Consider the following 24,943-nt stretch of genomic DNA (forward strand, 5'->3'; position numbering starts at 1 on the left):
CTGGTACGCTCCCTTGAATATTAACTTTTCATTCTTTTAAATCGTAATAATTACTATTAACATTAACTTTCAGTAATATACAGCATCCCTTTTGCCTTGTCAACTGTGAAGAAACTCTTGAAATGAATAATCTATCCATTAGGTAATCGCAAAATGATGGAAGTCTGTGCGGGGCGGTTAGAAGCCTATCAGCGTGTGCACGGGATGACTTTAGCCAGTTTGCCCTTCTGGTTATTGCTTTCGTTATATGGAGTTTTCAGCGCGGGAATGCCAAGTAAGGATCAGACGATTCAGTCTGCTTTGGTAGCTGTGTTTTCAGGGGTGGTCGCTACGGTTTTATTTTTTAAAGCTACAAATCAGGTTCGTGGAAATATGCAAAAGCTGGTGACGGTAGAAGCGACACAATCTCTGGAAGTGCTTTTTGCATTAATGGGAGAATTAATCTTTCTGTCTATTCTAATTCCATCTCCTTTATCATGGATCTGTATGTTCATCGTCATCTTCGGCATGATTCTACACAGTTATGTTACAGATGCTAAAAGCTTTATGTAACTTCAGGCATTAAAAAAGACCGCAAAATAGATGCGGTCTTTTCAAATTTCTTGAATCGAACAATCTTACTTTTCTACATTTTTTTTGAATTCGCTTATAAAGTCTTTAGGATCTGATTCTACAGTATAAGGAAATACGCCTTGTTTCGTATGCAAATAAAGAACACCATGACCCTGCCCGATACTTTTAAACGATATATCATATACCTCATTGAGAGAAAACTCCCGGTACGCTGATACAATTTTAGTTGTATACAAGTGTAAAACTCGGCGATGAATGACTGTTTCCTGTTTTAACGGAGTTACGATCCTTTCCGCTTTGTAATACGGCTGGACTGAAATAATATTGTGCACATGATCCCTCCACATTTATTATCAATCCAGACGGATATGACGCAAATCCCGCACTATGGGTTGCTTTCATTTTGGTTGTTTTGAAGATGTATTTTGTTCCAATATCGGTGCCAGATCATCCTGAACACTGTTCCCCCATAAAGGGACTCCCGAACGGTAGGCAGCCCTTCCATTTAGATGTCCGGCTACGGGAGAAGTGATAAAGACAAACACAATGGCAAGCAGTAATTTGATGCTGACCACGTCTACATAAAACAAAAAATAAAGGAAGGCTCCTGTTAATACGCAAAGCACGCCAAGCGTTGCACTTTTGGTTGCGGCGTGAGAACGTAAATAAACATCTGGCAGCCGAATCAATCCAAACGCGCTCAATCCACAGAACAGAGCGCCGAATAAAACAAGGATCGCAATAAGCAACTCACCGATCAAGTTCATCCCCCCCAGTATCTATGACGGCGTCTCTTTCTATATATCTCGCCAACGCCGTTGTTCCTATAAACGTCAGGATTCCTATAACAAGAACAATCTCAATAAAATCCTGTGTCCTCAGCTGCATGCAGATCACAGCAATCATAGCTAGCAGATTTATACCTATCGTGTCCAGTGCGGCTACCCTATCTGGACGGGTCGGTCCTTTAATCAAACGGTACAAGCAACCTAATATGGCTAAGGAGAGAATAGCCAGTGATGCAGCCAAAAGTGCCGAAACTATCACTGTGTCACCTCCATGATCGCTTTTTCAAATGTCCCTCTAATTTGCTCAGAAAGCAGTGTCGCGTCCTGTATGTCCATGGCATGAATATACAGCATTTGACCTTCTTCGGATACTTCCAGAGTGAGCGTTCCTGGTGTTAGACAAATGAGGCACGATAAAATAGTGATCTCCCAATCTGACTTTAGGGCAGTCTCATAGACAAAAATGCCTGGGCGGATGGTCAGCTTCGGGCGGAGAATATGATGGATAACCGCAAAGCTGGAAACGATCAGCTCTCGCATAAACAGAAGTAGCAGCTTCAGGATGGCCCATATGCGCTTCAGGTAGAAAGGTTCTGGACGGAATTTACGCAAAACAAGCAATATGGCTATCCCTAGCAGAATGCCCATGGTGAACCGCGACCCTGACCAGTCGTTGTTAAGTAGCATCCACAGCAACGCAATCATCAGATTTAATAATATTTGAAAGACCATCTTCATCTACTCCTTTATTACAGCTTCGATGTATAGCGCGGGATGAGCCAGCACATCACCGGCTTGTGCAACATAGGAATAGACCCAATCCGCCCCGATGCCCATCAATATAACCAGGACGAGCAAACCGGCCGCCACAGCATTCACACTTTTTAGCCTTATCTTCGGCAGGTCGCCTTCGGGTTCATTCCCCCAAAATGCAAGCTTGAATACTTTGATCAGCGAATACAGCACAAGGAAGCTCGAGCCTAGCCCAATCAAGGATAATGTCAACATTCCGGCATCCAGTCCGCCCCGAGTGATCAACACTTTACCGGCAAACCCGCTAAGCGGTGGAATACCTACAAGTGCAAGGGCCAGTATAAAGAACATCCAGCCGATTAAGGGATAGCGTTTGATGAGGCCCCCCATATCTTTTAATTGGTCCGTTCCCGCTGCAGTGATAATGATGCCCCCAAGAATAAACATTAATCCTTTCGCCAACATATCGTGCAGCAAATAGAAAACCGCCCCATTCAATGCATCTGGTGTCGCTGCAGCCAGACCGAAGGCCACAAAACCTACACTGATAATGACGTTGTAATTAAAGATACGAGGAATATCGTTATAAGCTACCGCTCCCAGTCCTCCCAGAATCATCGTAGCCGCCGCCAGCCAGGCGATCCACGTATGCGTGAGTCCGGGATCATTCACAAAAATAAGAGTAAAGGTCCGAATGATTGCATACAGTCCCACTTTTGTCAGTAACGCACCGAACAAGGCCCTTATAGCAGACGGCGGCGCACTGTAAGAACCCGGCAGCCAGAAAAAGAGGAATAAACCCGCTTTCAATGCGAACACAATCAGGAATAGAACAGCGATCACATTGATTACGCCGCCCTGCCCCGCTTCAGCAACCCGCTGAGACAAATGAGCCATATTCAGGGTGCCTACAGCCGCATATAGATAAGCAACTGCCGCCACAAAAAGTGTGGAAGACACAATGTTAATGAGCAAATATTTGGACGTTTCCCGAAGTTGGAGCTTCGTTCCCCCCAGAGAAATCAAGGCATAGGAGGAAATCAACATAACCTCAAAGAAAACGAACAAATTGAACATATCTCCTGTAAGAAATGATCCATAGACACCTACAAGCAGGAAGTGAAAAAAGGTATAGTAATAAAAACGTTCCCGTTCTGCCCCAATACTGCGGAAGGAGTAGAGAAGAATACCCAAGCTTACCACTGAAGCGGTCAGCACAAGTAGAGCCGCAAACATGTCCCCCACGAACACAATGCCATACGGCGGCACCCATCCTCCCATTTGCAAAGTTTGTATACCCTCGCTATGAACGCGGTAAATCAGCACAAGAGCAATCATAATATTCAAAATGGCGCTAACTGTACTAATGAACCGCTGAAGCAGAATCTTCTCCTTCAGAAAAATCAATATAACGGCGGTACATAAGGGAATTAAAATCGGTAGTGCCAAGAGATTGCTCATTGTTCTTCCCCCTTGACACTGTCGATTTCATCGGTGCCCAACGTCTGGTATGAGCGGTAAGCAAGCACGAAGAAAAAGGCAGTGACTCCAAAACTGATAACGATAGAGGTCAGAATTAACGCCTGCGGTAAAGGGTCCACATAAGTTTCCGCTTTACCTCCTAATACTGGAGCAGCTCCTGTCTTTAGTCCGGCCATCGTCAGTAGCAGCAGATGGACGCCATGTGTTAACAAGGAAGTACCTAAAACAATACGCAAAAGACCCTTAGATAGAATCAGGTACACTCCAATTGTAAATAAAATACCGACTGCTACAGCCATAATCAGTTCCATTTCACTCATCCCCCCCTATGGTAAAAATAATACTCATGGTCACACCTACTACAGCCAGGTATACCCCCAGATCAAAGAGGACTGCTGTAGCCAGCTCGGTATCCCCCATAATAGGCAGATCAAAGTGGCCAAAGGCATGGCTGAGAAAAGGGGCTCCGAAAACAAACGAGCCAGCCGCAGTCAGAATTGCAATGAGCAGCCCCACCGCCGTGATCATGCGGTAATTCACCGGAAGGACTTTACGAACCGTGTCCATTCCGAAGGAGATCGCCATCAAAATAAGCGCAGCTGAAGTCATCAGCGCTCCGATGAAGCCACCTCCCGGATTATTGTGTCCGGCAAAGAACAAATACATTGAGAAGGTGAGAATCACAATTATGATAACCTTGGACAGGGTTCGCAGGATCACATCATTACTCTGGGACGGAAAGGCAATTCTTCCTCCCTTCTTATTTTTGTTGGCGGGTGAAATGCCGGGCTCCATTTTCAAGTTAATCAAGGCATAAATGCCGAGGGATGCAATAGCGAGAACCATAATTTCGAACAAAGTATCGAATCCCCGGAAGTCAACGAGAATGACATTGACTACGTTTTTCCCTCCGGCCAAGGAATAGCTTTCTTTAAGGAAAAACTCCGAAATGGGAGCGAATGGACTGCTGCCCATGGCTGCCAGCGCAATGAGTGTTATCGTAATTCCTACACCCACAGCGATAATCAAATTCGGCAATCTAAAGCTCGGACGCTCCTTCTCCTTCTTTAACTTTGGAAGATACTTAAAGCACAGAAGGAACAGAATGACGGATACTGTCTCCACGATCATTTGTGTTAACGCAAGATCCGGTGCGCGGAAGATAACAAACAGCAGGGTCACCATGTACCCGACTGCACCGGTGAACAAAATCGCGTTGACCCGCGACTTAGCAAAGGGTACGGCAAACGCTGCTAGAAGCATTACAACAACAATGACAGCCTCATAAAAGGTTAACGGAGCATAGTGGATCATACCCAGCGATATCCCTTGCGTCCCAAGCATCACACTTCCCAAGGCAATGACGAAAAAGCCAAATATATAAAGCAAATAGTGTCTGTTTGATCCCGTCATATAGAGATTTGTGAAGCGGTTCGATCCACGTTCCAGCACTTGAAGAGATCCATCATACATGAGATTAAGAAAATTGCTACCGTTCCATTCCCGATCCAGAATCCGCAGTCGGCTGTATCTTCTATAGAGAAGTGTCCCGGCAGCGATAACACCCAGTGTCATGAATATCTCAGGTGTCCAACCATGCCAGAAATGTATGGAGACACCAAAGGTTTCCACTGGCGACAATAGCTCGTTATAGATCGAGCCCATAGCCGGCTCAATCAGAGAATAAGACAAGAGATCAGGAAATAAGCCGAATACCACAGCGAGTGAAACCAGCAGGACTGGGGAAATCAACAGACCCAGCGGCGCTTCATGCGGTATTTTATCGAGCTTCTCCGGCTGAAGTTTACCGGTAAAAGTCTTAAATACCAGAATCATACTATAAACAAAAGTGAATACACTGGCAATCCATGCAATCACCGGAATTAGAATCATCCACGACTGTGTATTCAGAACATCCAACTCCCGAATATTTAACACAGCGGTAAAGAACATTTCTTTACTCAGAAAACCGCTGAATGGTGGTAACCCTGCCATGGAGAAAGCCCCCATCAACGCCACAGAAAAGGTGACTGGCATTAAGGACATTAAACCACCGAGCTTGCGCAGATCCCGAGTGTTCACCTCGTGGTCGACAATACCAACCACCATAAATAGAGAGCCTTTAAAGACGGCATGGTTGATCAGATGAAAGATGGCCGCCGCAGTAGCCGTCGTATAGAATAACGACTCCTCTGTACCAGAAAAAAAGGCAGAAGCCGATCCCAGCCCGAGCAAACACATAATCAGACCGAGCTGACTAATGGTGGAATAGGCAAGCAGAGCTTTAAGATCTGTTTGTTTAATCGCTTTAAACGATCCATAAAAAAGCGTGACCAGACCGGAAAGTGAGACCAACCAGAACCATTCGGACTGACCAGCGAATACGGGGCTAAGACGCGCCACAAGGTATAACCCCGCCTTAACCATTGTAGCTGAATGCAGATAAGCACTGACGGGTGTCGGTGCCTCCATGGCATCGGGCAGCCAGATATGAAAAGGAAATTGTGCGGACTTAGTAAATGCCCCCAGTAGAATCAGCAGCATCGCCGGAATAAACAACGGGGACTCGGTCAATAAGCCGACTTGGGCTATAATCTCCCGAATGCTGTACGTTCCACTCATTACGTAGAGCAGATTGAACCCCGCGAACATCGACAGCCCGCCAAAGACAGTGATTAGCATCGACTTCAGCGCGCCATAACGGGATCTTTCCCGCCGGTGCCAAAAGGCAATCAACAGGAATGACGTAATACTGGTTAACTCCCAGAATCCATATAGAACCATCAAATTGTCGGACAAAACGACACCAAGCATTGCTCCCATAAACATGAGCAAATAGATGTAGAAATGGCGAATCGCTTCCGTCCGCTTATTAAGATAATAAATGGAATACAAGATCACCAGCGCGCCCATTCCCGTAATCAGCAGAGCAAACAGCAGGCTGAGTCCATCCAGATACAACGTAATATTAATCCCAAGCGATGGCATCCAAGGTATAGTTGACATCGTATCATTTCCAGCCTGAATGTCCGATATCCTTGTCAGGAAATACAGGAAAAGAGCTGTGGGTAGGGGCAAGACTGTCCAACCTGTATGAAAGCGCGAAATGCCCTTGGTCAACGGGATTAGAACAGCCAGCAGAAATGGAATCAAAATTGCAGCATGCAACACAGTCGAGCACTCCCCCTATATAAACTTATTTTTTTGTATATGAACTTCTAGGAATGCGGCTTTATCCATTCACTTTGTAGAATTCTCAAATACTGGGCTTCGCCATTTCTAACGATTTTGAATAGACCGCTGTTGAAATCAGTATCCAGCTCACGGAAAAATATCCCTTTTATCGTATCTTCTCCACCAGGCTCTTCACTCAGTACATAACTTCCATCCTGCTTCACCAAATAAGCAGAAAATCCCTTCTCATGTGAGTGCTCTAAAAGCTCGGGATAACGCTGTACAGCCACAATATGAAGATCAATAGGACCCAGTTGTTCAATCAAATCGTTGACAAAATTACCACGGGTAATCTCTTGCCATAGCGTTTGACTGGACTGGCCGATGATGATTTGAGTAACCTTTTTTTCCCGGGCTGTCTCCACAATCACCTCAGCTGTCTTTTTCCCATTGCATTTACGAATCAGAAACGCTCCTCCAGCATTTTTAGTCTGCTCTTCCCATCCCGAGAGGTATTGTTCCTTGTTTTGGTTGTATTCATGATCTGTGGTTGCATCCACTGTAAGCACATATAAAGGAGCCCCGAGAAACCGGGACAACTCGCTGCCTCTTTGAATTAACCGCTGTCCGTGCGGACCATAATGGACACACACCATAATGCTCTCATTGTTCATCTCCGCCATCATTTTCTCTGCCTCCTGTTTCCAATTTACGAAAAAAACACAAAAAGAGCCCGCTGTTGGCAGGCTCCTCCGGGTAAACCAATATACAATTAGTTTTAATTATATAGTTTACCGGGGAGATTGTAAAGGTAAATCCTTTTGCGTATAGCACCTAGTATAAATGGAGAATCTTCATACAAAGGAGTGGTTAACATGTTGATGCGCAAAGTGATGATCTGCACCAGTCTCTTTAGCCTGTTGCTTGTCGTGGGTTGGAGACTTGAATATAATATCCATGCAAAAACAGTGAAGAGCAACCAAAAGTTATCAGCAAATGAAAGTTACAAATTCCGATCAGCCAATTTTGCTGAACCTGTTCTAATAAGCATTCCTTTTCTCCCCCGGGAGTATGTACGGATCGTACGAAAGATTAGCGAATAGTTGTTAGCTTTTCCAATTAGCTTTAATATGAGCCCTTGACATAGCCGTTTTACCAACCACGATTTAGGATGAGAGACTAGTACAAAAACAGCAGATCAAGGAGACTATTCCCGATCTGCTGCTTTTTGCCGATTATTTCTCACAAAGAATGATGCTTTATAACGAGTACGAAGTATGATTACCAAGCGTAGGCTTCTGGCGCAGGTTTTCCCGGACCGGGGAAAATCTCATTCAGCTTGGCAAGCACATCTTCGCTCAATTTGACCTCAGGTACCCGTAGAGCATCCTCTAACTGTTCTAAGGTCCGTGGTCCGATAATTGGAGCCGTTACGGCCGGATGGGACAGTACCCAAGCCAGTGCAATCACGTCTTCCTTTTCACCCAGCTCGCGGGACAATGCTGCAAATTGCTCCAGCTTCGCACGATTCTGCTCCACCTTTTCTTTGGCGCGTGCGCTGCGAGAACCAGTACCTGCTAACGCATTCCGTCCCAGCAGTCCGCCCGCCAGCGGGCTCCATGGAATCACACCCAGACCCAACTCCTGAGCTGCCGGTAACACTTCAAGCTCAGCGGAACGTTCGTTCAGGTTATACAAATGCTGCTCGGATACAAGCCCCAGAAAGCGTCGTGCCTTGGCTTCGGCCTGCGCCACCGCAATATGCCAGCCTGCAAAATTACTGGAACCGATATAATCAACCTGTCCCCGATCCACCACGGACTCGAATACGCCCCACAGTTCATCCCATGACACATTACGGTCAATGTGATGCATTTGATATAGCTCTACATGGTCGGTTTGAAGACGTTTCAGCGACGCGTCCAAATGACGGCGAATTTTGTAAGCAGACAAGCCTGATCCTGCATTGGGTCCGTCATGTTCATTTTTCATATCTCCGTATACCTTCGTTGCCAACACGACTTTCTCGCGTCTTCCGCTGCCCTGCTGGAACCAACGTCCGATAATTTCCTCTGTCCAACCTTTACGATCATGGCCATATACATTAGCTGTATCAAAAAAGTTAATGCCTGCATCCAGTGCGGCATCCATAATTTTAAACGCATCCTTTTCTTCGGTTTCCGGTCCGAAATTCATCGTGCCCAGACATAACCGACTAACCTTCAAGCCTGACTTTCCTAAGTATGAATACTCCATACTATCTCCCGCCTTTGCCTAAGGATTTTAAAATTCCGCAAAATGACATGCCAAAAAAGACCATACTCCGTTTATTCACCAGAACAAACCACATTGAAACACCTCAAAATCAATTTAAAGGGATAGCGCATGCAAAAAAGCCCCACGCACCGCCGAAGCAGCAAGCGCGAGGCCATCTCCCCTTATACTACCCGCCAAATATTAAAAGAAGTGACTTTACGGTGGTTACAGCGGAGCGGAGAATTTGAATCTGGAGAAGCGAAGCGTTCGCCTTTGCCACGGGATTCTTACCTTTTCATATCTATCTAATCCAAAGAATCCCGTGGCAACAGCGATCGTAAGATCAAATCCTTCGCGGAGCGGCTCACTTCAACCACCGTAACTCACTTTTTTTACAATCAAGGAATCAATTTCGTTTCTTTCGCTCGCTCGGCCATTTTTTTCGTATGCTTGCTGAGCGGCTTCTTAAACACCAATCCAAACAGGAAGCAAACACCGATAAATACAAACAGCATCACCACATCCCGTGTCACCGTTGAAGGCAACATCCCTCCTACTGTCTCTCGTAACAGACTAACCGCATAGGTGAATGGTACAAACGGATTCAGCGCCTGAAAGAACGGTGTACTCGTCGCAATCGGGAATGTCCCTCCTGAACTGGAGAATTGAAGCACCAGTAGGATGACTGCCAGTCCCTTGCCGATATTGCCGAACACAGAAACTAGTGTATAGGTCATCGCCGTAAACACCAGACTGATCAGCATAGAGGACAGTACAAAAGCTATTTTGGCATCCACATACGCCCCGAGCAGGAACAAGTCACCGAGAGATACGCTCAGCGCCTGAAAAATACCAATCGTGGAGAATGTCATAAGCCGTCCGAAATACACTTGGTAGCTTTTAAATTGTCCTTCCGGGTCATCCACATCTACCCTAAACATTGAGACCAGTAGCATCGCACCCACCCAAATCGACAATGTAGTGTAAAAAGGTGACATCGCCGAACCATAGTTGGGGATTGGGTATATCCGTTCCTGCTTCAACGATACCGGACTGCCGAGAAAATCACTTTCCTTTTTCACATCCCCCTTGAGCAATGCAATAGCGCGTCCGAGCGCATTTTCGCCCTTAAGCTTGCGAATTGTGTCTGCAGCCTGGCGTATGGAATCCTCGGCAGCTGGAAGATCGGTCCTTACAAAATTGGCTACTTGGTGTACCGCTTTTTCAGCTTCAGGAAATTTATTTTCAATTAAATCAGCCATTTTGACAAACTGTTGTTCCGCTTTGGGCAAATCATTACGCACAAAATCTGCTGCCTGATGAATTTTATTTTTAACCGCCGGCAAATCGTTATTTACGAAGTCTGCCGCTTTGTTCACAGCATTCGTAAACTCGCCCATACGTTCCTGAATCGTCGTCGCCGCTTCATGCAGTTTTTGACGGTATTGTGGCAGATCCTGCTGGAGCCGTGTTAGCTCTTGCTGACCGAATTCTGCTACAGCCTGTGCGTCATTCAATAGCTTTTCAATATTCGGTAGCTGCTCTTGAGCTGTAGTCAGCACATTGGCAGAATTGCGGGCAACGGATTTGATCTGATCCAGCGCCTTTTGAATGGCGGGTGCATACTCCGTATCATAATTGCCCAAAATGCTGTCAATTCCGCTACTGATTTCTCCTGCCAGGCGATCAGTGTCATCCAGCAGATTTTGCGCAGGCTTTTCGCCGCGCTGAATGGCATCCCCAATACTAGTTACTGTGCTATTCAGACGACGGAAACGATCCTCCACCCCGCTCACACGGGAAATAAGTGAATCCAGAGGTTGACTTGGCAAATATCCGTTCACACGGTTCAGCAATTGAGAAATATGATCCAGCACTCCCACGGCAGTTGTCAGCCTACCGCTGACACGTTTCACCGCAGCTTGTGCTGCTTTAGGATCAAAATCCACACCACGAATGATATCTGTAATCTGAGAAACTTCATTCGCGATTTGTTGTACCAGCTGTAAATCTTCTTTAACTACTGTACCAATCGAATCAAGCGCGCCCTCGTTTTTGTCCAAAAATTCAAGTAAACCGGTTGTAAAGTCCTTGCCTGTGTCCGCTATTTTCTGTACTTCTGGCAGTGCTTTCTGAGCAGCATTAATGACCTTAAGGGCCGTTTGCGTGTCCTCTAAAGCGGTAGCCAGTGCGCTTTCTACCTTGCTGAAATTTTGATCCAGTTCAACAATTCGATCACCGGCCTTTTGAATATCAGGTAGTCTTTTTTGGATATCCAAAATAACAGTGGCTACCTTGTCCAGCTCAGGCATGTTTTTGTCAATTTTGAGCACCAGGTCACCGGCACGGTTAATTTCAGGAATTTTCTCCTTCAATGCAATGATCTTTTGTCCCTGTGCCTTTATTTTCGGCAAATTTTGCTCCAGTTCCAATGCCTGTTTGCCCAACCTTTCGATATCCGGCAATCGATTATTCAGCTCCAACACCCGGTTCTCAATGTTACGAATCGTCGGGAGCTCCTCCTCCAACTTGACTCCGGCTTCCTTCAACTTCGTCAATACGGCCTGGCTGGCAGTTTCAATAAAGTTTTGGCTAATCTGGTTCGTCAGAGAGGTTGCCCCCGAAGATGTAATTTTCGGAGCTACTGCATTAATTTTTTCATTTACGGCGTAATCAATTTCCGGCTTTTGCGGATTTTCCGTCAGCACACTTGTAATTTTCTCTGAAAAATCTTTTGGGATCAGCAGGCTGGCATAATAATCACCATTCAACACACCTTTTCGTGCTTCCGCTTCATTGACAAAAGTCCAACCCAGCTTCTTGTTATTTTGAAGGTTATGCAAAACCTCATCGCCGATATTAATCTTTTTACCATTCACTTCTGCACCCTGATCTTGGCTGGTTACTGCAATTTTAATCCCAGATGTATTCGCATACGGATCCCACATCGCTTTCAAATTCACCCATGCATAGACGGAAGGCAAAAGAATGATGCCAATGACTAATAAAGTCCCGGTCGATACTTTGAATACATTTCTCCAGTCTGTTAAGTAGATTTGCCATATCTTCCGCAACTTCATCACTCCTCGTATGTACATTAACCTGTCGTCCATTGTTGTATGCACACGTATTGTAAACGATTCGAGCGAATGAAGCCAATCCTGTTACAAAATATGTAAAAACGTATGGCACTTATAGAGATCATACGCTTTTCAATAAAATCAATCTGCTTAATTTCGAACTCCATTCGCGAGCATAGCCATAGTACCGTTTACCGTCCAAGCGTCAAAAGAGGTGTCTGCACTTGTAAACTCTATCGTTTGTTTCCCCGCTAATTGTGTTCAGCACATCTGTTAAATGCTTAGTGGCGGTTGGGTCCAAGTTAACAGAAGTTTGTGCGTTTTGAGCTATGACAGCGGCGGGCTGCTGTGCCCTTGCAACTGGAACTGGAGCCGTTCCCAAAAGCATGGATATTGCCACAACTGTTGCAGTGACAGAGCTCCATTTATTCATGGGTCGATTCCTCCTGACATCTCAATTGGGATTTTTGTCCTAACTCAAAGAAGCCCCTCAAGCCTTATTTTTAGGCTCAAGGAGCTTCTCATTCACTACATTATCCATTCTTCAGCAGTCTGGCCGCCGAAAATGCTGCACCATGACGCAACTTCCGCTTTTCCAACCGTTTGTGCAGCGAACGATTATACAGAACCTGAATGACAAAATACGAGATAATGCCCAGCACCACACCGAAAATCGACATGCCGATCAGGATGTGCAAGCCTCCGTGGAGCAAGTCTCTGAATACAGACCAGTTGCCGTGAAACAGCTCCATAAAAGAATGCTCGTGGAGTCGTCCGCCCCTGACATGTACCGGATAATGAGATGGATAAATCCAAGCTCCCACTTGCTTGGCGAATGGCATCAGTACAATTGGTAAAAAGGTCAGCTTACCTACAACGTTACCCACAATGGCAGCAGGCAGCGAGCCACCAGAGAGACGAACAATCGGATAAAAAACAAGGTATACCAGAGAAGCCGTGGAAATCACGATCATCTCCAACGCAAAGCCAATGGCGAAGCCCAAAGAAATCTTTTTAACTCCACCAGGGGCGCGTAACAGCTTGATGAAATTCAGCCGAATCGCACGCCATATATTTTGAAACATATTATATTTCTTCTTCGATTTATGAGGTTTGAGCCTTTTCGGATTGAGCTTTATCAATAGGAGGACTCCTTCAACAGTACTATTCAAGTTCAGGAATGAGTCAATACAGCTCCCATCCTTACTTATGTCTATACTGTCATTATAACCCTCAGCGTTCGAAAAGCAATGTTATTCCGCCTGTTTCGCCGTTTTAGGACAGAATTCACTTGTTGACATCGTTTTGGAGAGGTACAATGTCCCAAATCTCAGCCGCGTACTGCTGAATCGTACAATCACTAGAAAATTTCCCGGAATGGGCCATATTCACAATAGCACGCCGAGTCCACTCCGAGGGATTCCGATACACTTGTTCAATGTGAACCTGTGTATCCACATAGGATGCGAAGTCCTTGAGCACAAAGTATTCATCATTATGATCAATCAGGGATTGATAAATGGCCTCAAATTCCCGTTCATGCCGAGTAAAAGGAGCATCGTTCACGAGTTGATCCAACACTTCACGCAGTCTTTCGTCACTGTTGGCTGTTTTGCGCGCCGAATACTGGCCGTCTCGGTAATATGCCTCAATTTGATCCACCTTTAATCCAAAAATGAACATGTTGGCATCGCTTACCATTTCATGCATTTCAACATTGGCTCCGTCCAATGTACCTATTGTGAGCGCACCGTTCATCATAAATTTCATGTTCCCTGTGCCTGAGGCTTCCTTGCCTGCCGTGGAAATCTGCTCACTGACATCCGCCGCAGGAATAATCAGCTCCGCTAGCGAGACCGAATAATTTTCAAGGAAAACGACTTTCAGCTTGTCCTTGACATCTACATCCCGATTGATCGTGTCCGCCACGTTGTTAATAAGCTTGATCGTCTGTTTGGCGAGAAAATAACCGGGGGCGGCTTTGGCTCCAAAAACAAACGTGCGTGGCGTCACATCCAGACCCGGATTACTTTTAAGCTGACTGTATAAATGCATCACATGCAAAATGTTGAGCAGCTGTCGCTTATAACCATGCAACCGTTTGACCTGTACATCAAAAATGGAGGACGTATCCAGCCGCACGCCCTGTTTTGCAAAAACATGCTCAGCGAGCCTGACTTTATTATTTCGCTTAATCGTCTGTATCCGTTCTTTGAACGACTCGTCCCCACTGTAACGAAGCAGGTCGATGAGCTCCCTTGGACGAGTCCTCCAACGTGTGCCGATGGTCTCATCGTACAAGCTTGCCAGCTCCGGGTTGGCATGTATTAGCCAGCGGCGATGGGCAATCCCGTTTGTTTTATTATTAAAACGGTCAGGGTACAGCTCGTGAAACGACTTCATCTCTCGTTCCTTTAATATTTGCGTATGCAGCGCAGCTACCCCATTAACGCTATAGCTGCCGACGATTGCCAAGTGAGCCATACGGATTTGTTCACCGTGAATAATCGCCATTTCACCAATTTTGATGTCCTGACCCGGGTAACGCTCCAGTAGCATAGCGCAATAACGTTTGTTTATTTCTTCAATGATCAAGAAAATACGAGGAAGTAGCTCCCGTACCATATTGACAGGCCATTGTTCCAGCGCCTCACTTAATATCGTATGATTTGTATATGAAACGGTTCGCGTCGTAATATCCCATGCATCGTCCCAGCCCAAGCCCTTCACGTCTATCAGAATACGCATCAGTTCCGGTATAACCAGCGTCGGATGTGTATCGTTAATGTGCAGTGCTATTTTATCGGGCAACTGGCTATAAGGTAAACGAAGCTTCTCGAACGTACGCAAAATACTTTGCAATCCGGCCGAGCACAGGAAATACTGCTGCTTCAAGCGAAGCAGCTTTCCCTCATAATTGGAGTCATCCGGATATAGAAATGCCGAGATGGATTCCACCGATCGATTGTAGTCGAGAAAGCGGTAATAACCGCCCTCGCCTCGAATCGGTCCTCGAACGGGATCAAGCGCTGATTCCGCACTCCAAATCCGCAGCGTATTCACCTGCGCATGACCATAGCCCACCAGCGGAATATCGTAAGGGACAGCCCAGACTGTTTCGGCATCCTGTGTCTCGAATACAAGACGTCCCTCCTGTTCACGGGTTTCCACTCTTCCCCAAAAATGAACCTCGACCTTTTTGTCAGGACGGCGTTCCTCCCAGACATTCCCTTTCTGTAGCCAGTAATCCGGCAGTTCAACCTGATTACCATCCACAATACGCTGTTCAAACAGACCATATTTATATCGGATGCCGCAGCCATGTCCTGCATAGCCAAGGGATGCCAGCGAGTCCATGAAGCAAGCCGCCAGACGGCCGAGACCACCATTACCTAGCCCCGCGTCCGCCTCCTGTTCTTCAATTTCCTCCAGATCCCAGCCCAGTTCACCCAATGCCTGCCGAACCATATCCAGTACGCCCAAATTCAGCAGATTACTGCCCAGTAGACGACCTATCAAAAATTCCAGTGAGAAATAATAAATCTGCTTCTCTTGTCCTTCTTTGTAGGCTTGGTTCGTTTCTGCCCAATTCTTGCCGACTTGTTCACGAATCATGCTACCCAAAACCTTATATACGTCTTCCGACTGAGCCTCCTGCATCGGTTTGCCCAGCCTTCCGACCAGTTGCTCTCGAAAAGCCTGCTTAAAAGCTTCTTTATTGCTGAACAAAGTTGTACCTCCTGTTATTTCCGTTTTAATGGCTAAGTATATCCTTTAAATTACGCTATTCTTGGCAATGACATAGGGAACTCTAATGTCTCCAATCAGAGTTCGATCTGGTGAAAGCTGTACATCTTTATCTAAAACCACATTCTCCACAACTGCCCCTTTACGGATGACACATTTTTGCATAATAATCGAGTTGCTTACCCGCGCGCCCTCCTCCACCTGCACTCCACGGAAAAGAATACTGTTCTCGACCTTGCCCCCAATGGTGCAGCCATTGGCAACAAGCGAATGATCCACCTCGGCGCTGTGCGTATAACGAGTCGGGGCTTCATACTTGATTTTGGTGTGCACCGGCTGATTCTGGAACAGTGCTTGATACTGCTGCTGATCCAGCAGCTTCATGCTATTTTTATAGTAGCTCTCGATAGAATTAATGACTGCATGATAACCTTCATAACGATACGCATAAATGCGCAGCCCACTTGGGTTTTTCTGGATGGCATCGCGAAAGAAATGATTATCCTGATGGGCTATGCAATGTTTCACCTGATCCAGATACAAGCCTTTGTCCATCACGAACATTTCCAGATAAATATTATGATGATCCTGCTCATGATGAATACCAGTCACCCGTCCGTTCTCATCAATCTCCAGTCGTGCACAAGGAGCATGCTCAGATTCGAGCTGGTCTATGGGTTTATATACGAGGGTAACATCTGCATTTTTCTCCCGATGATAACGGTATACATCCTCGATATCAACCTTATTGACATGCTGGGTTCCTGCGTGAACAAGGGTTTGCCCCGATGAGCGATGAAAAAAATCCAGATTGTTGTGCACATGCTGCAAATCTCCGCGTGATGCATCCGTCGGATCATTCCAGTCCGGTGGCAAAATAAACAACCCGCCCCGTCTGCGGTCTAAATCCCAAGGCCGACCTTCACCCAGATGATCCAGCAGCGAACGGTATTTGCGGCGGATAAACAGTGCAATATCATGCACCCCTGCATGCATCATGTTGGATAAGGTAAAATCAATGAGCCGATATCGACTGGCAAAGGGAACTGCGGCCCCGCACCGGAAATAGGTCAACTCCTTCAATTGATCCAGTTCGTGATCCAGGTTGATAACTCCAATGAGTCGGCTCATAGCAGACACCGTCCTTATCCGGGTTAAATTCGTGCATGAAGCTGGCTTTCCTGATCGAACAAAATAATCTCATCAGAACTATCTTCAGGTCCGATAAACGCGTTGTCTTCAATAACGATGTTCTCATTCACGATAGCCCGGTGGATACGTACATTGCGCCCAATTTTTACGTTCGGCATGATGACAGAATCGGTAATAACGCTCCCTTCACCTACTTCGACCCCATAAAATAGTACAGAATGCCTTACTTCTCCATCCACCATGCAGCCTTCATTTACAATACTGTTTTTGAGAATCGCCCGTTGGGTTATATACTGGGCCGGTTGATTGGGACTGCGGGTATAGATGCGCCAGGAAGGATCGTTCAGATCCAAAGGCGGATCCTGAACCAGAAGATCCATGTTGGACTCCCACAAGCTCTGAATGGTACCTACATCCTTCCAGTACCCGGCAAACGGGTACGCATACAGCGACCGGCCATGCTGAAGCAGTAATGGAATGATATCCTTGCCAAAATCATGTGAGGATTCAGAATCGCTTGCGCTTTCCAGTAAATAGCGACGTAACACCTCCCATTTGAACAAATAAATGCCCATGGAGGCCAATGTGCTTTTCGGCTGTTCAGGCTTCTCTTCAAAGTCGTATATTTTCAGATCATCATCGGCGTTCAGTATCCCAAATCGTTGGGCTTCCTGAATCGTGACATTGATGACAGAAATGGTGCAGTCTGCTTCCTTCTCCTTGTGATAGTGGAGCATTCGACTGTAGTCCATTTTATAAATGTGATCCCCTGACAGAATGAGTACATGCTCCGGGTCATACTGATCCAAGAAATGCAGGTTTCGATAAATTGCATCCGCCGTACCCCTGTACCAGTTGTTTCCATTTTCTTTCTCGTGCGGAGGTAAAACGAACACTCCTCCATCCAGGCGATCCAAATCCCAGTCGCTGCCTACGCCGATATAGGAATGAAGCACCAACGGCTCGTATTGGGTCAATACGCCTACGGTGTCTATACCAGAATGAGTGCAATTGCTGAGAGGGAAATCAATAATGCGGTAAGTCCCTCCAAAAAACACTGCCGGTTTGGCTAGTGTACGGGTAAGTCCTTTGAGTCTTTTGCCTTGTCCGCCGGCGAGCAGCATGGCAACCACTTCCTTCTTTCTCATAACAAAGACCTCCCTGTCATGTGCGTCTGAAGCAATTGTGGCGGGATATTTGATAATATCCATTAAACATGAAAAGACAGTCGTAATCGTTTCATTGGCGAAGGAACGGGTAAGATGTGATGGAGAAGGGTAAAATCATAGTTATGCGGAACGAGTGCAAGGAATCACTAAATCGTAAAATCCCGTTCATCTTTTCACATTTTGGATACTTTTAAAGTATTCGTGTATGACAACATGATCATAAGGAGGCGTTATTCATGAAGAATAAAAAATGGGTGGTAGCAGCATTGGGAATGGGTGTTACGTATCTGATGAAAAATAAAGGGGCACGCGATAAGGTATTGAATAAAGTACAGACCATTGTCAATCGTGCGAAAACATCTGCAAAATCGTAGAATGTTAAAGGTAGAAAAAGCGAGCCTCTCTGAATCATGGTTCAGGGAGGCTTTGCTCTGACTTTTTTTTGCGTCTACGAACAAAATATGGTTCGAGGCTGTATCCGTAGACGGTCAGGCATTCTCCTTATGTTCTTCTACTTCCATGATATGTTCAACGGTAAAGGTTCGATGCGTCCATTCGGAAGAACGGTAAGCCTCTAGGAGACCAAAGGTATGAATTTTCTCCTTGTCCACCTGCTTAAAGGTATGAGTAATCCCTACCTTACCCCTGAAAGGAAAAAAGGAAAGACCTACAGTCTGATCCGATAGCCACTCGGCCCAAACTCGCCCGCTTTCATGTCGAACAGCCGGGAAGCTTAAACCTTCAGCAAACCATTCATAATCTGCTGTAGGCGTACCCGGCTCTCGGCTGCATAAAAACAGACTCAATTCGTCGCAAAACAACATTCTCCGTACATCGGTCCGCACTTGATGGTCGAAGGTTACGCCACATGCCAGCTCCTGTTTGAGCCTCTGCCGACGCTGTTCCTCCGCCTCCTGATAAGCATGCGTAATCTGCTTGTCCTGAGCGTTTTGATGCTCGGTCCGTCCGACTAGCTCCTTGTACATCAAGCTACACAATAACGCCGCATACATACTTCCTTGTTCGACTTCATCAATCCCAAGACGATAGAAAACAAAACGTGGACTGAGCGGAAAATCAATAAATGTATAAGGTGCAGACACATGATCATTCCAGAAAGGAGCAGCGTCTAACTGTATCCAACCCCGATCATGCTCCCTTGCTGCATATACAAAATCCTGCTTATGACGTCTATTCTTGAAGGCACTCTCTTCCCATTGTGAAGCCAACTCACCCGAAATATGGGCATGGTCATGCTGCGTCGTCATGATATAAGCTTGGTCCGTTTCATAAATAACCATATGCTCTCCCCTTCCGTTCGGCGATTCGTGTGATTGTGTACAAACTCTCTGATCGAAGGCCATGGTTATGCTTACGTTTATTATATCAGGATAAGGGTAAAAAGGCAGGCAAGTTTTCCGCCTCTTTATATCTAATTACCCTTTTGATTCTGCACTCGAAACTGCTGTGGGGTCATCCCCTCCAGCTCACGAAACACTTTGTTAAAATGCTTTGCATTGTCAAAACCCACGTTAGCCGCAATTTCATAAATCTTGCCCCCTTGACACTTCAGCAGCTTTTTGGCTTCTGTAATGCGCAGCCTTTTTACATATTGAACAAAGCTAAGGCCTGTATAGGCTTTGAAAGCCTGACTAAAATACGTATAATTCAAGGATACTGAATTGGATACTACTGCCATATTTAAATCCTCGCTGTAATGAGCATGGATGTATTGGATAGCACGTGTCATGCTACCGTTTCTATCGGGGATGACACTCGCGCCAACCAGTCTATCTTTCTCTACGCTGACAACACTATCGTCTATGAGGTGGTTCCTCTCCTTCAATTCCTCATTCAAAACTGCCAGCGCACCAAACAGCTCCTCCCTTACAATCGGCTTGAGCAAATACTCCCGTGCCCCGCAGCGAATCGCTTCGCGCGCATACTGGAACTCGTCATATCCACTGAGAATGATCACCAAAGGTCTGCGTTCCGGCTCCAGCTCGCGAATATGCTGCATCAGCATAATGCCATCCATAACAGGCATACGGATATCCGTTATCACCAACTCGGGCAAAAACTGCTTCACATGCTGCCAGGCTTCCCTTCCGTCCTTGACCAGTACACATTCATAGAGACCGGAAAATTCCCGTTCGATCATAGCTTGAAGTCCCATTCGAATATTTTTTTCGTCATCCGCAATCAACAGCTTGGTCGGCATGGTCCGCCCCCCTCATCATGTAACGTCTAGGCAAAATTAGGGTCACTGTCGTCGATTGTCCGGGGATGCTGTCCAGTCTTATGCCATACTCTTCGCCATACTGCATACTTAAACGGCGGTGCACATTATACAAACCGATTCCCCCATTCATCTCAGGCTCGTGGGAATCCATATCCGTTCGCGCTAGACCAGCCATGATGGCGTTTCTTCTTTCTTCAGATATCCCCACTCCGTTATCCTGTATACGCAATTCTATGATATCCTGCTTAGAGTAGGCTTCAATCGTGATGCTGAATGAGCTTTGCAATGTACTCCAACCGTGCTTGATAGCATTTTCGACTACAGGCTGCAGCGACATTTTCAGCATCTCCAGTTCCATAAACGCCGACGATAGATGAATTTCCAATCCAATTTGGTTATCGTGGCGAATGTTCATGATGGCCACGTAATGCTGGATATGTCGGATTTCATCCCGCAACGCAACACATGACCCGGACCATTGGAGATTGTAACGCATCATCGACCCAAGGGAGGTAAGGGCATCCGACAGCGGATACTGCCGTTCTATCTCCGCCATCATTTTTAAATTTTCCAATGTATTATAGAGAAAATGGGAATCAATCTGATGCTTGAGCGCTAGCAGTTCAGCCTCCTGAGCAGCGGCCTGCTTGTGTACTGCCTCGGCAATGAGTCCGTTAATCCGACTTAGCAGACTGCGAAAATATAGAGCCAGCTCAGCCACTTCTCCCCGCCCATATACTGGAATTCTAAGCTGAAAGTCACCCTCCTGCTCTACTTTCTTCATGGATTCACGCAGTGTATGTAGCTGCTTGAGAATGAAGGCATGCAGGGTATAAGAAATGACGGACATAAACACAATCAGCATACTAATAATGAGCAGCATGGCATTGCGTTTCTGACGGAGATCACCCAGCGGACCGTCCAGCGCTACCACATTTAGCAAATAGGCGTCCAACCCTTCTATATAGCGATACATACCGAGATAAGGCTTATTCTCATAGGAAAAATCAAAAGCACCACCCGGTCCCTGAACCTGGGACTGAAACAGATGGTGCACATGGGACAGAGGGATGTAAATTGAATCTGATAGAGAGGAAGCTGTAGCTATATCGCTAGAAGACATTGGTTTGTCAGCGTTCCTTGCGCTGGAATCGCCGTCCAGAATGAACATTTGCCATGCACGATCACGTTGTGGGATTCCAAATACTCTAGGTGAAAATAGCTCCAGCCTCATGTTTGTTTCTACCAGACCTGCGTGTCTTCCTCCGGTAGACTGAATTTCACGCAGCAGTGCCATATACTGCACTGTCTCACTTTCCTGCCGGGATTGCCCCAGAAGTAAGCTTTTCGGCCCCTTGTACATTTCCCACCATATTTTCCCTTGTCGGAGTTGGGCCGTTTTCAGCCAGGAAGCCTTAGGCAATCGTGATTCTTTGAAAATCATCGGCCATATTTCATGCGTCTGGGGATTATTGGTATACAGTCGAATGTTCTCTACATTGGGATTACTGTACAGCAAGTGCTGTAAATTTGGAAACACATTCAAGTTGAATTGGACTAGCTCATCGCTGCTTATTTCACGTTCCTCGGTCAGATAACGAAGTACGTTGCGATCTGAGATCGCAAGCTGTGCGGTTCGCTCCATAATTTCCATATTGCTATGAATATGGGCCAGCTCTGTATCCAACACATACTGATTTTGTACGGTGATGTCGTGCATGGTATTCTCGTACAGTTGGTGAAAGGTATATAGCGAGAATAATACCACCGGGATTAAAATGACTCCGATATACGCAACAATAAGCTTAACTTGAAGGGAGCAACCGCCAAGCCGATCGGCCGTACCCTTCATCCACTGCCATATAGTACGGCGCAGCAGGCTCTTCATCTGTGAACGTGCACGGCCTGGCATGAAATCACATCCTTAGGGGTTCAATAGATTAAAGCATTAAATTAAATCATTTGGTGAACTGTTCAATTTTCTTAAGGTTTTCCTCATAGGCTTTTTGCTGATAGGCCATAACTTTGTCATATCCTGCTTTTCTGCGGTCTTCCAAAAAGCGAGCAAACAGCTGGTCGAATTCCTCATCTGAGGAAGCCAGCAGCAGCTTCGGCAATGTCTTACCCCATATTTTATCTATCTGGCCTGACGCAATGCCCTCTGCCGAAGTTCCGGTTGGTTTAATGTTGTCATATTGGGAGAATCCTTTCGTCTTGCCTTTCGTCCAATCCTCTGGCTGCTTATACGGCTCGACGCTGGGCGGCGCCCACTGCAAATTCATATTCGTATCCATCAGCATCCAGAAGGTGAAGGAGGCGCCATATTTTTTATCAAAAGCAGAACGATCCTTGTTCAGCAGCTCCTGTACCTCCGGCTTGAAGGCTGGCTTACCGTTAACCATGTCCCATAGCTTGCCCTGCTCCCCCAGATACAGGTCACGATTTCCTTCCTCGCTAATCAGATAAGTCAGAAATTCAATAGCTCGCTCCTTGTCCTTGACATCCTTCGAAATAAGCGTCACCGTCCAGCCGGAAATACCCGGCCCGGCCAGCGTCGGCGGGTCCAGCTTACTGTTCGAAGGTCCATCCACCGCGATATAGACGGAGTTCGGGTCCTTCGCATATAACAGTACCTGTTGAGTGGCAAAGTCAGAACGCTGATATAGCATGGCAAAATATCGGCCCTGTGCCACCTTTTCCTCCATTTGCGGACGTTTGTCGATAAATACGTCCTTGGCGATCAGGCCCTGCTCATTTGCTTGACGGAATGTTTTGAGCCAGCGAATATACTCTTCGTCCGAACGACGATCGTATAGCTTGCCGTCCTTTTCATGAGGAATGGCTAGGAAATTGAGTAAGTAGTCTTCAAAAGAATAATTTCCGTTATCTGTAAATTCGTGAAATCCTATCGGGATAAGAGGCTGACCGTTCACCTCCGGAAATTTCTCTTTCACTTTTTGAAGCGCTTTCAAAAATCCTTTTGGTGTCCTCATATCTGGTTTGCCGATCGCCTCGTACATATCCTTCCGAACCATAAACGTCTGGTTGGACACAAAATTTTGGCCGTATTTTTGATAATCCTGTGGCGAAGAAGAAGCGTTAGGATACCCGTATACATTCCCGTCCGTTTGGCGATACCAGGACATTTTCGCCGGATCAGCTATTTTAATCAGATACGGATCGTATTTCTCGGCCAGCTTGTTGAGCGGAAGCACCATCTTACCCTCGATCATTTTTTTGACCGCGTCCTCTCCCCAACCCAGCGTGACAAAATCAGGCAGCTTGCCGGAGGCCAGCATGGTATTGAGCTTTTCATTTTCATTCCCTGCGGGTACGATAAAATTGACGCTGACCCCAGTCTTTTGCGTAACATACTTTGAGGTCATATCCGTCCCCCACTTGTTCGGGAACCAGGAAAAGTTCAAATACCAGTCAAACGTAATCGGCTCCTTATCCGCCTTCCATCCTGGTACATCTGCCGTAGCCTTGGTCTTCTCGTCCTTCAATTCCGTGACAGTACCGCCTCCACCGGACGTACATGCCGCGAGCAAACCCACCAGCAGAACAGAGGCCAACAGCCCCTTCTGCCATTTGCGAATGTTCATCATAAATCTCCCCCTTGGATGATGTGCTATCCCTTGATCGAGCCGATCATCAGACCCTTGACGAAATATTTTTGCAGAAAAGGATATACCAGTACAATGGGCAGTGTCGTCACAACCATCGTCGCCAGCTTGATCGATTGCGAAGTGACGGACTGGGCAACGACCCCCGGTGCAGCAGCCATCATCTGATTAGAGCTGGATTGGGCAACAACCCGGTACAAATACGTTTGAATCGGCTGAAGATCCGTATTATTAATATAGATCATTCCAGTAAAATAATCGTTCCACTGGTATACCCCATGAAACAACGCAATCGTCGCTACTACCGGCATAGATACAGGAAGCACGATCCGGCAAAAGATACCGAAATCGTTCGCACCGTCTATTTTCGCCGCCTCTTCCAATGCATCCGGCAGTTCTCGGAAAAAAGCCATAAAAATAATAAGGTCAAAAAAGCTGAACATCGCAGGAATGATGTACACCCAAAAGTTGTCCAGCAGTCCGAGATCACGAATCAGCAAATACGTTGGAATCAATCCTCCACCAAAAAACAGGGTAATGGTGCCAATCAGCATATACAGCTTGCGACCGATCAGCTCCTTACGGGAATATGCATATGCAATCATAGCGGTAAAAAACACATGAACAATCGTGCCGATTAATGTCTTGGCAATAGTCACTCCCATCGCAGTCATAATACCGTTGTTGGCAAACACAGCCTGATAGCTGCCCAGACTGAAGACCCTCGGCCACCAGTAAATGCCGCCCCTCATTGCGTCTGCTCCTTCGTTAAAGGAGTTCACCAGCACATACCACACGGGATACAACGTCACAAAACAAATGATCAGCATGAAGACGTTGTTCACGAAATCGAATATCGCTTCGCCTGCTGTTCTGCGTTGCAATAGCTGCATGCAGCCGT

The 24,943-nt window shown here is 46.3% G+C and carries 21 protein-coding genes and 1 pseudogene; 3 read left to right on the plus strand and 19 right to left on the minus strand.

Going from position 1 to position 24,943, the window contains the following annotated elements; all coding sequences use genetic code 11:
- Window positions 1–132: 132 nt before the first annotated feature.
- A pseudogene (locus tag WA407_RS03660) lies at window positions 133–552 on the plus strand (multidrug resistance efflux transporter family protein); the annotation flags it as partial.
- A gap of 419 nt (window positions 553–971) precedes the next feature.
- Here the strand turns inward: WA407_RS03660 and mnhG are convergent.
- The 7 genes from mnhG to WA407_RS03695 are packed head-to-tail and all read right to left on the minus strand — an operon-like array spanning window position 972 to window position 7,456.
- Window positions 972–1,340, minus strand: coding sequence for a monovalent cation/H(+) antiporter subunit G (gene mnhG / locus WA407_RS03665; protein WP_061830357.1), 369 nt, complete (start codon window positions 1,338–1,340; stop codon window positions 972–974).
- Window positions 1,324–1,617, minus strand: a complete 294-nt coding sequence (locus tag WA407_RS03670) for a Na(+)/H(+) antiporter subunit F1 (RefSeq protein WP_254329783.1) — start codon at window positions 1,615–1,617, stop codon at window positions 1,324–1,326. Before WA407_RS03670 ends, mnhG begins: the two co-directional genes overlap by 17 nt.
- A complete protein-coding gene (locus tag WA407_RS03675; RefSeq protein ID WP_061830356.1) occupies window positions 1,617–2,093 on the minus strand; it encodes a Na+/H+ antiporter subunit E in 477 nt (158 codons plus the stop codon). Before WA407_RS03675 ends, WA407_RS03670 begins: the two co-directional genes overlap by 1 nt.
- Before the next feature lie 6 nt (window positions 2,094–2,099).
- Complete coding sequence (locus WA407_RS03680) at window positions 2,100–3,575, minus strand: Na+/H+ antiporter subunit D (RefSeq protein ID WP_336076814.1); 1,476 nt, start codon at window positions 3,573–3,575, stop codon at window positions 2,100–2,102.
- Window positions 3,572–3,907 (minus strand): Na(+)/H(+) antiporter subunit C, encoded by a 336-nt coding sequence (locus tag WA407_RS03685; protein WP_061830354.1) that lies wholly within the window; start codon window positions 3,905–3,907, stop codon window positions 3,572–3,574. The genes WA407_RS03680 and WA407_RS03685 overlap by 4 nt, the downstream gene beginning before the upstream one ends.
- A 1-nt stretch (window position 3,908) precedes the next feature.
- On the minus strand, window positions 3,909–6,767 hold the full coding sequence (locus tag WA407_RS03690) for a Na+/H+ antiporter subunit A (RefSeq protein WP_336076815.1): 2,859 nt from the start codon (window positions 6,765–6,767) through the stop codon (window positions 3,909–3,911).
- A gap of 47 nt (window positions 6,768–6,814) precedes the next feature.
- Window positions 6,815–7,456 carry a universal stress protein gene (locus WA407_RS03695; RefSeq protein WP_336076816.1) on the minus strand — a complete coding sequence of 214 codons (642 nt, stop codon included), beginning with the start codon at window positions 7,454–7,456 and terminating at the stop codon, window positions 6,815–6,817.
- Between the two features lie 189 nt (window positions 7,457–7,645).
- Between WA407_RS03695 and WA407_RS03700 the strand changes: the two genes are divergently transcribed.
- A complete protein-coding gene (locus WA407_RS03700; protein WP_235308196.1) occupies window positions 7,646–7,873 on the plus strand; it encodes a hypothetical protein in 228 nt (75 codons plus the stop codon).
- 178 nt (window positions 7,874–8,051) lie between these two features.
- Here WA407_RS03700 and WA407_RS03705 read toward each other — a convergent pair whose 3' ends face one another.
- From WA407_RS03705 to WA407_RS03735, 7 genes are all read right to left on the minus strand, one after another.
- Window positions 8,052–9,026 (minus strand): aldo/keto reductase, encoded by a 975-nt coding sequence (locus tag WA407_RS03705; RefSeq protein WP_254329718.1) that lies wholly within the window; start codon window positions 9,024–9,026, stop codon window positions 8,052–8,054.
- A 398-nt stretch (window positions 9,027–9,424) separates the two neighbouring features.
- Window positions 9,425–12,100, minus strand: coding sequence for a YhgE/Pip domain-containing protein (locus WA407_RS03710; RefSeq protein ID WP_336076817.1), 2,676 nt, complete (start codon window positions 12,098–12,100; stop codon window positions 9,425–9,427).
- Window positions 12,101–12,311: 211 nt separating this feature from the next.
- On the minus strand, window positions 12,312–12,539 hold the full coding sequence (locus WA407_RS03715; protein WP_336076818.1) for a hypothetical protein: 228 nt from the start codon (window positions 12,537–12,539) through the stop codon (window positions 12,312–12,314).
- Window positions 12,540–12,639: 100 nt separating this feature from the next.
- Window positions 12,640–13,191 (minus strand): DUF2062 domain-containing protein, encoded by a 552-nt coding sequence (locus tag WA407_RS03720; protein ID WP_028542387.1) that lies wholly within the window; start codon window positions 13,189–13,191, stop codon window positions 12,640–12,642.
- A gap of 202 nt (window positions 13,192–13,393) precedes the next feature.
- On the minus strand, window positions 13,394–15,835 hold the full coding sequence (locus tag WA407_RS03725; protein WP_336076819.1) for a glycogen/starch/alpha-glucan phosphorylase: 2,442 nt from the start codon (window positions 15,833–15,835) through the stop codon (window positions 13,394–13,396).
- Between the two features lie 45 nt (window positions 15,836–15,880).
- On the minus strand, window positions 15,881–16,984 hold the full coding sequence (gene glgD, locus WA407_RS03730) for a glucose-1-phosphate adenylyltransferase subunit GlgD (RefSeq protein ID WP_336076820.1): 1,104 nt from the start codon (window positions 16,982–16,984) through the stop codon (window positions 15,881–15,883).
- Between the two features lie 23 nt (window positions 16,985–17,007).
- Complete coding sequence (locus WA407_RS03735; protein ID WP_165175507.1) at window positions 17,008–18,153, minus strand: glucose-1-phosphate adenylyltransferase; 1,146 nt, start codon at window positions 18,151–18,153, stop codon at window positions 17,008–17,010.
- A 257-nt stretch (window positions 18,154–18,410) separates the two neighbouring features.
- On the opposite strand from WA407_RS03735, the gene WA407_RS03740 reads away from it, so the two are divergent.
- Entirely contained in the window at window positions 18,411–18,548 is a 138-nt protein-coding gene (locus tag WA407_RS03740; protein WP_023988334.1) for a hypothetical protein, read from the plus strand.
- Between the two features lie 114 nt (window positions 18,549–18,662).
- Here WA407_RS03740 and WA407_RS03745 read toward each other — a convergent pair whose 3' ends face one another.
- The 5 genes from WA407_RS03745 to WA407_RS03765 all read right to left on the minus strand — a co-directional run bounded on the left by WA407_RS03745 (window position 18,663) and on the right by WA407_RS03765 (window position 24,935).
- On the minus strand, window positions 18,663–19,475 hold the full coding sequence (locus WA407_RS03745; RefSeq protein ID WP_235308192.1) for a DUF3891 family protein: 813 nt from the start codon (window positions 19,473–19,475) through the stop codon (window positions 18,663–18,665).
- A gap of 131 nt (window positions 19,476–19,606) precedes the next feature.
- On the minus strand, window positions 19,607–20,395 hold the full coding sequence (locus WA407_RS03750) for a response regulator transcription factor (RefSeq protein WP_336076821.1): 789 nt from the start codon (window positions 20,393–20,395) through the stop codon (window positions 19,607–19,609).
- Entirely contained in the window at window positions 20,367–22,328 is a 1,962-nt protein-coding gene (locus WA407_RS03755) for a sensor histidine kinase (RefSeq protein WP_336076822.1), read from the minus strand. Before WA407_RS03755 ends, WA407_RS03750 begins: the two co-directional genes overlap by 29 nt.
- Window positions 22,329–22,374: 46 nt before the next feature.
- A complete protein-coding gene (locus tag WA407_RS03760; protein ID WP_336076823.1) occupies window positions 22,375–24,021 on the minus strand; it encodes an extracellular solute-binding protein in 1,647 nt (548 codons plus the stop codon).
- A gap of 26 nt (window positions 24,022–24,047) precedes the next feature.
- Window positions 24,048–24,935, minus strand: a complete 888-nt coding sequence (locus WA407_RS03765) for a carbohydrate ABC transporter permease (protein ID WP_254329708.1) — start codon at window positions 24,933–24,935, stop codon at window positions 24,048–24,050.
- Window positions 24,936–24,943 lie beyond the last annotated feature (8 nt).

It is taken from the genome of Paenibacillus sp. 203 (genome assembly GCF_037027525.1).
In the GTDB taxonomy this organism is placed as follows: Bacteria; Bacillota; Bacilli; order Paenibacillales; family Paenibacillaceae; genus Paenibacillus; species Paenibacillus polymyxa_B.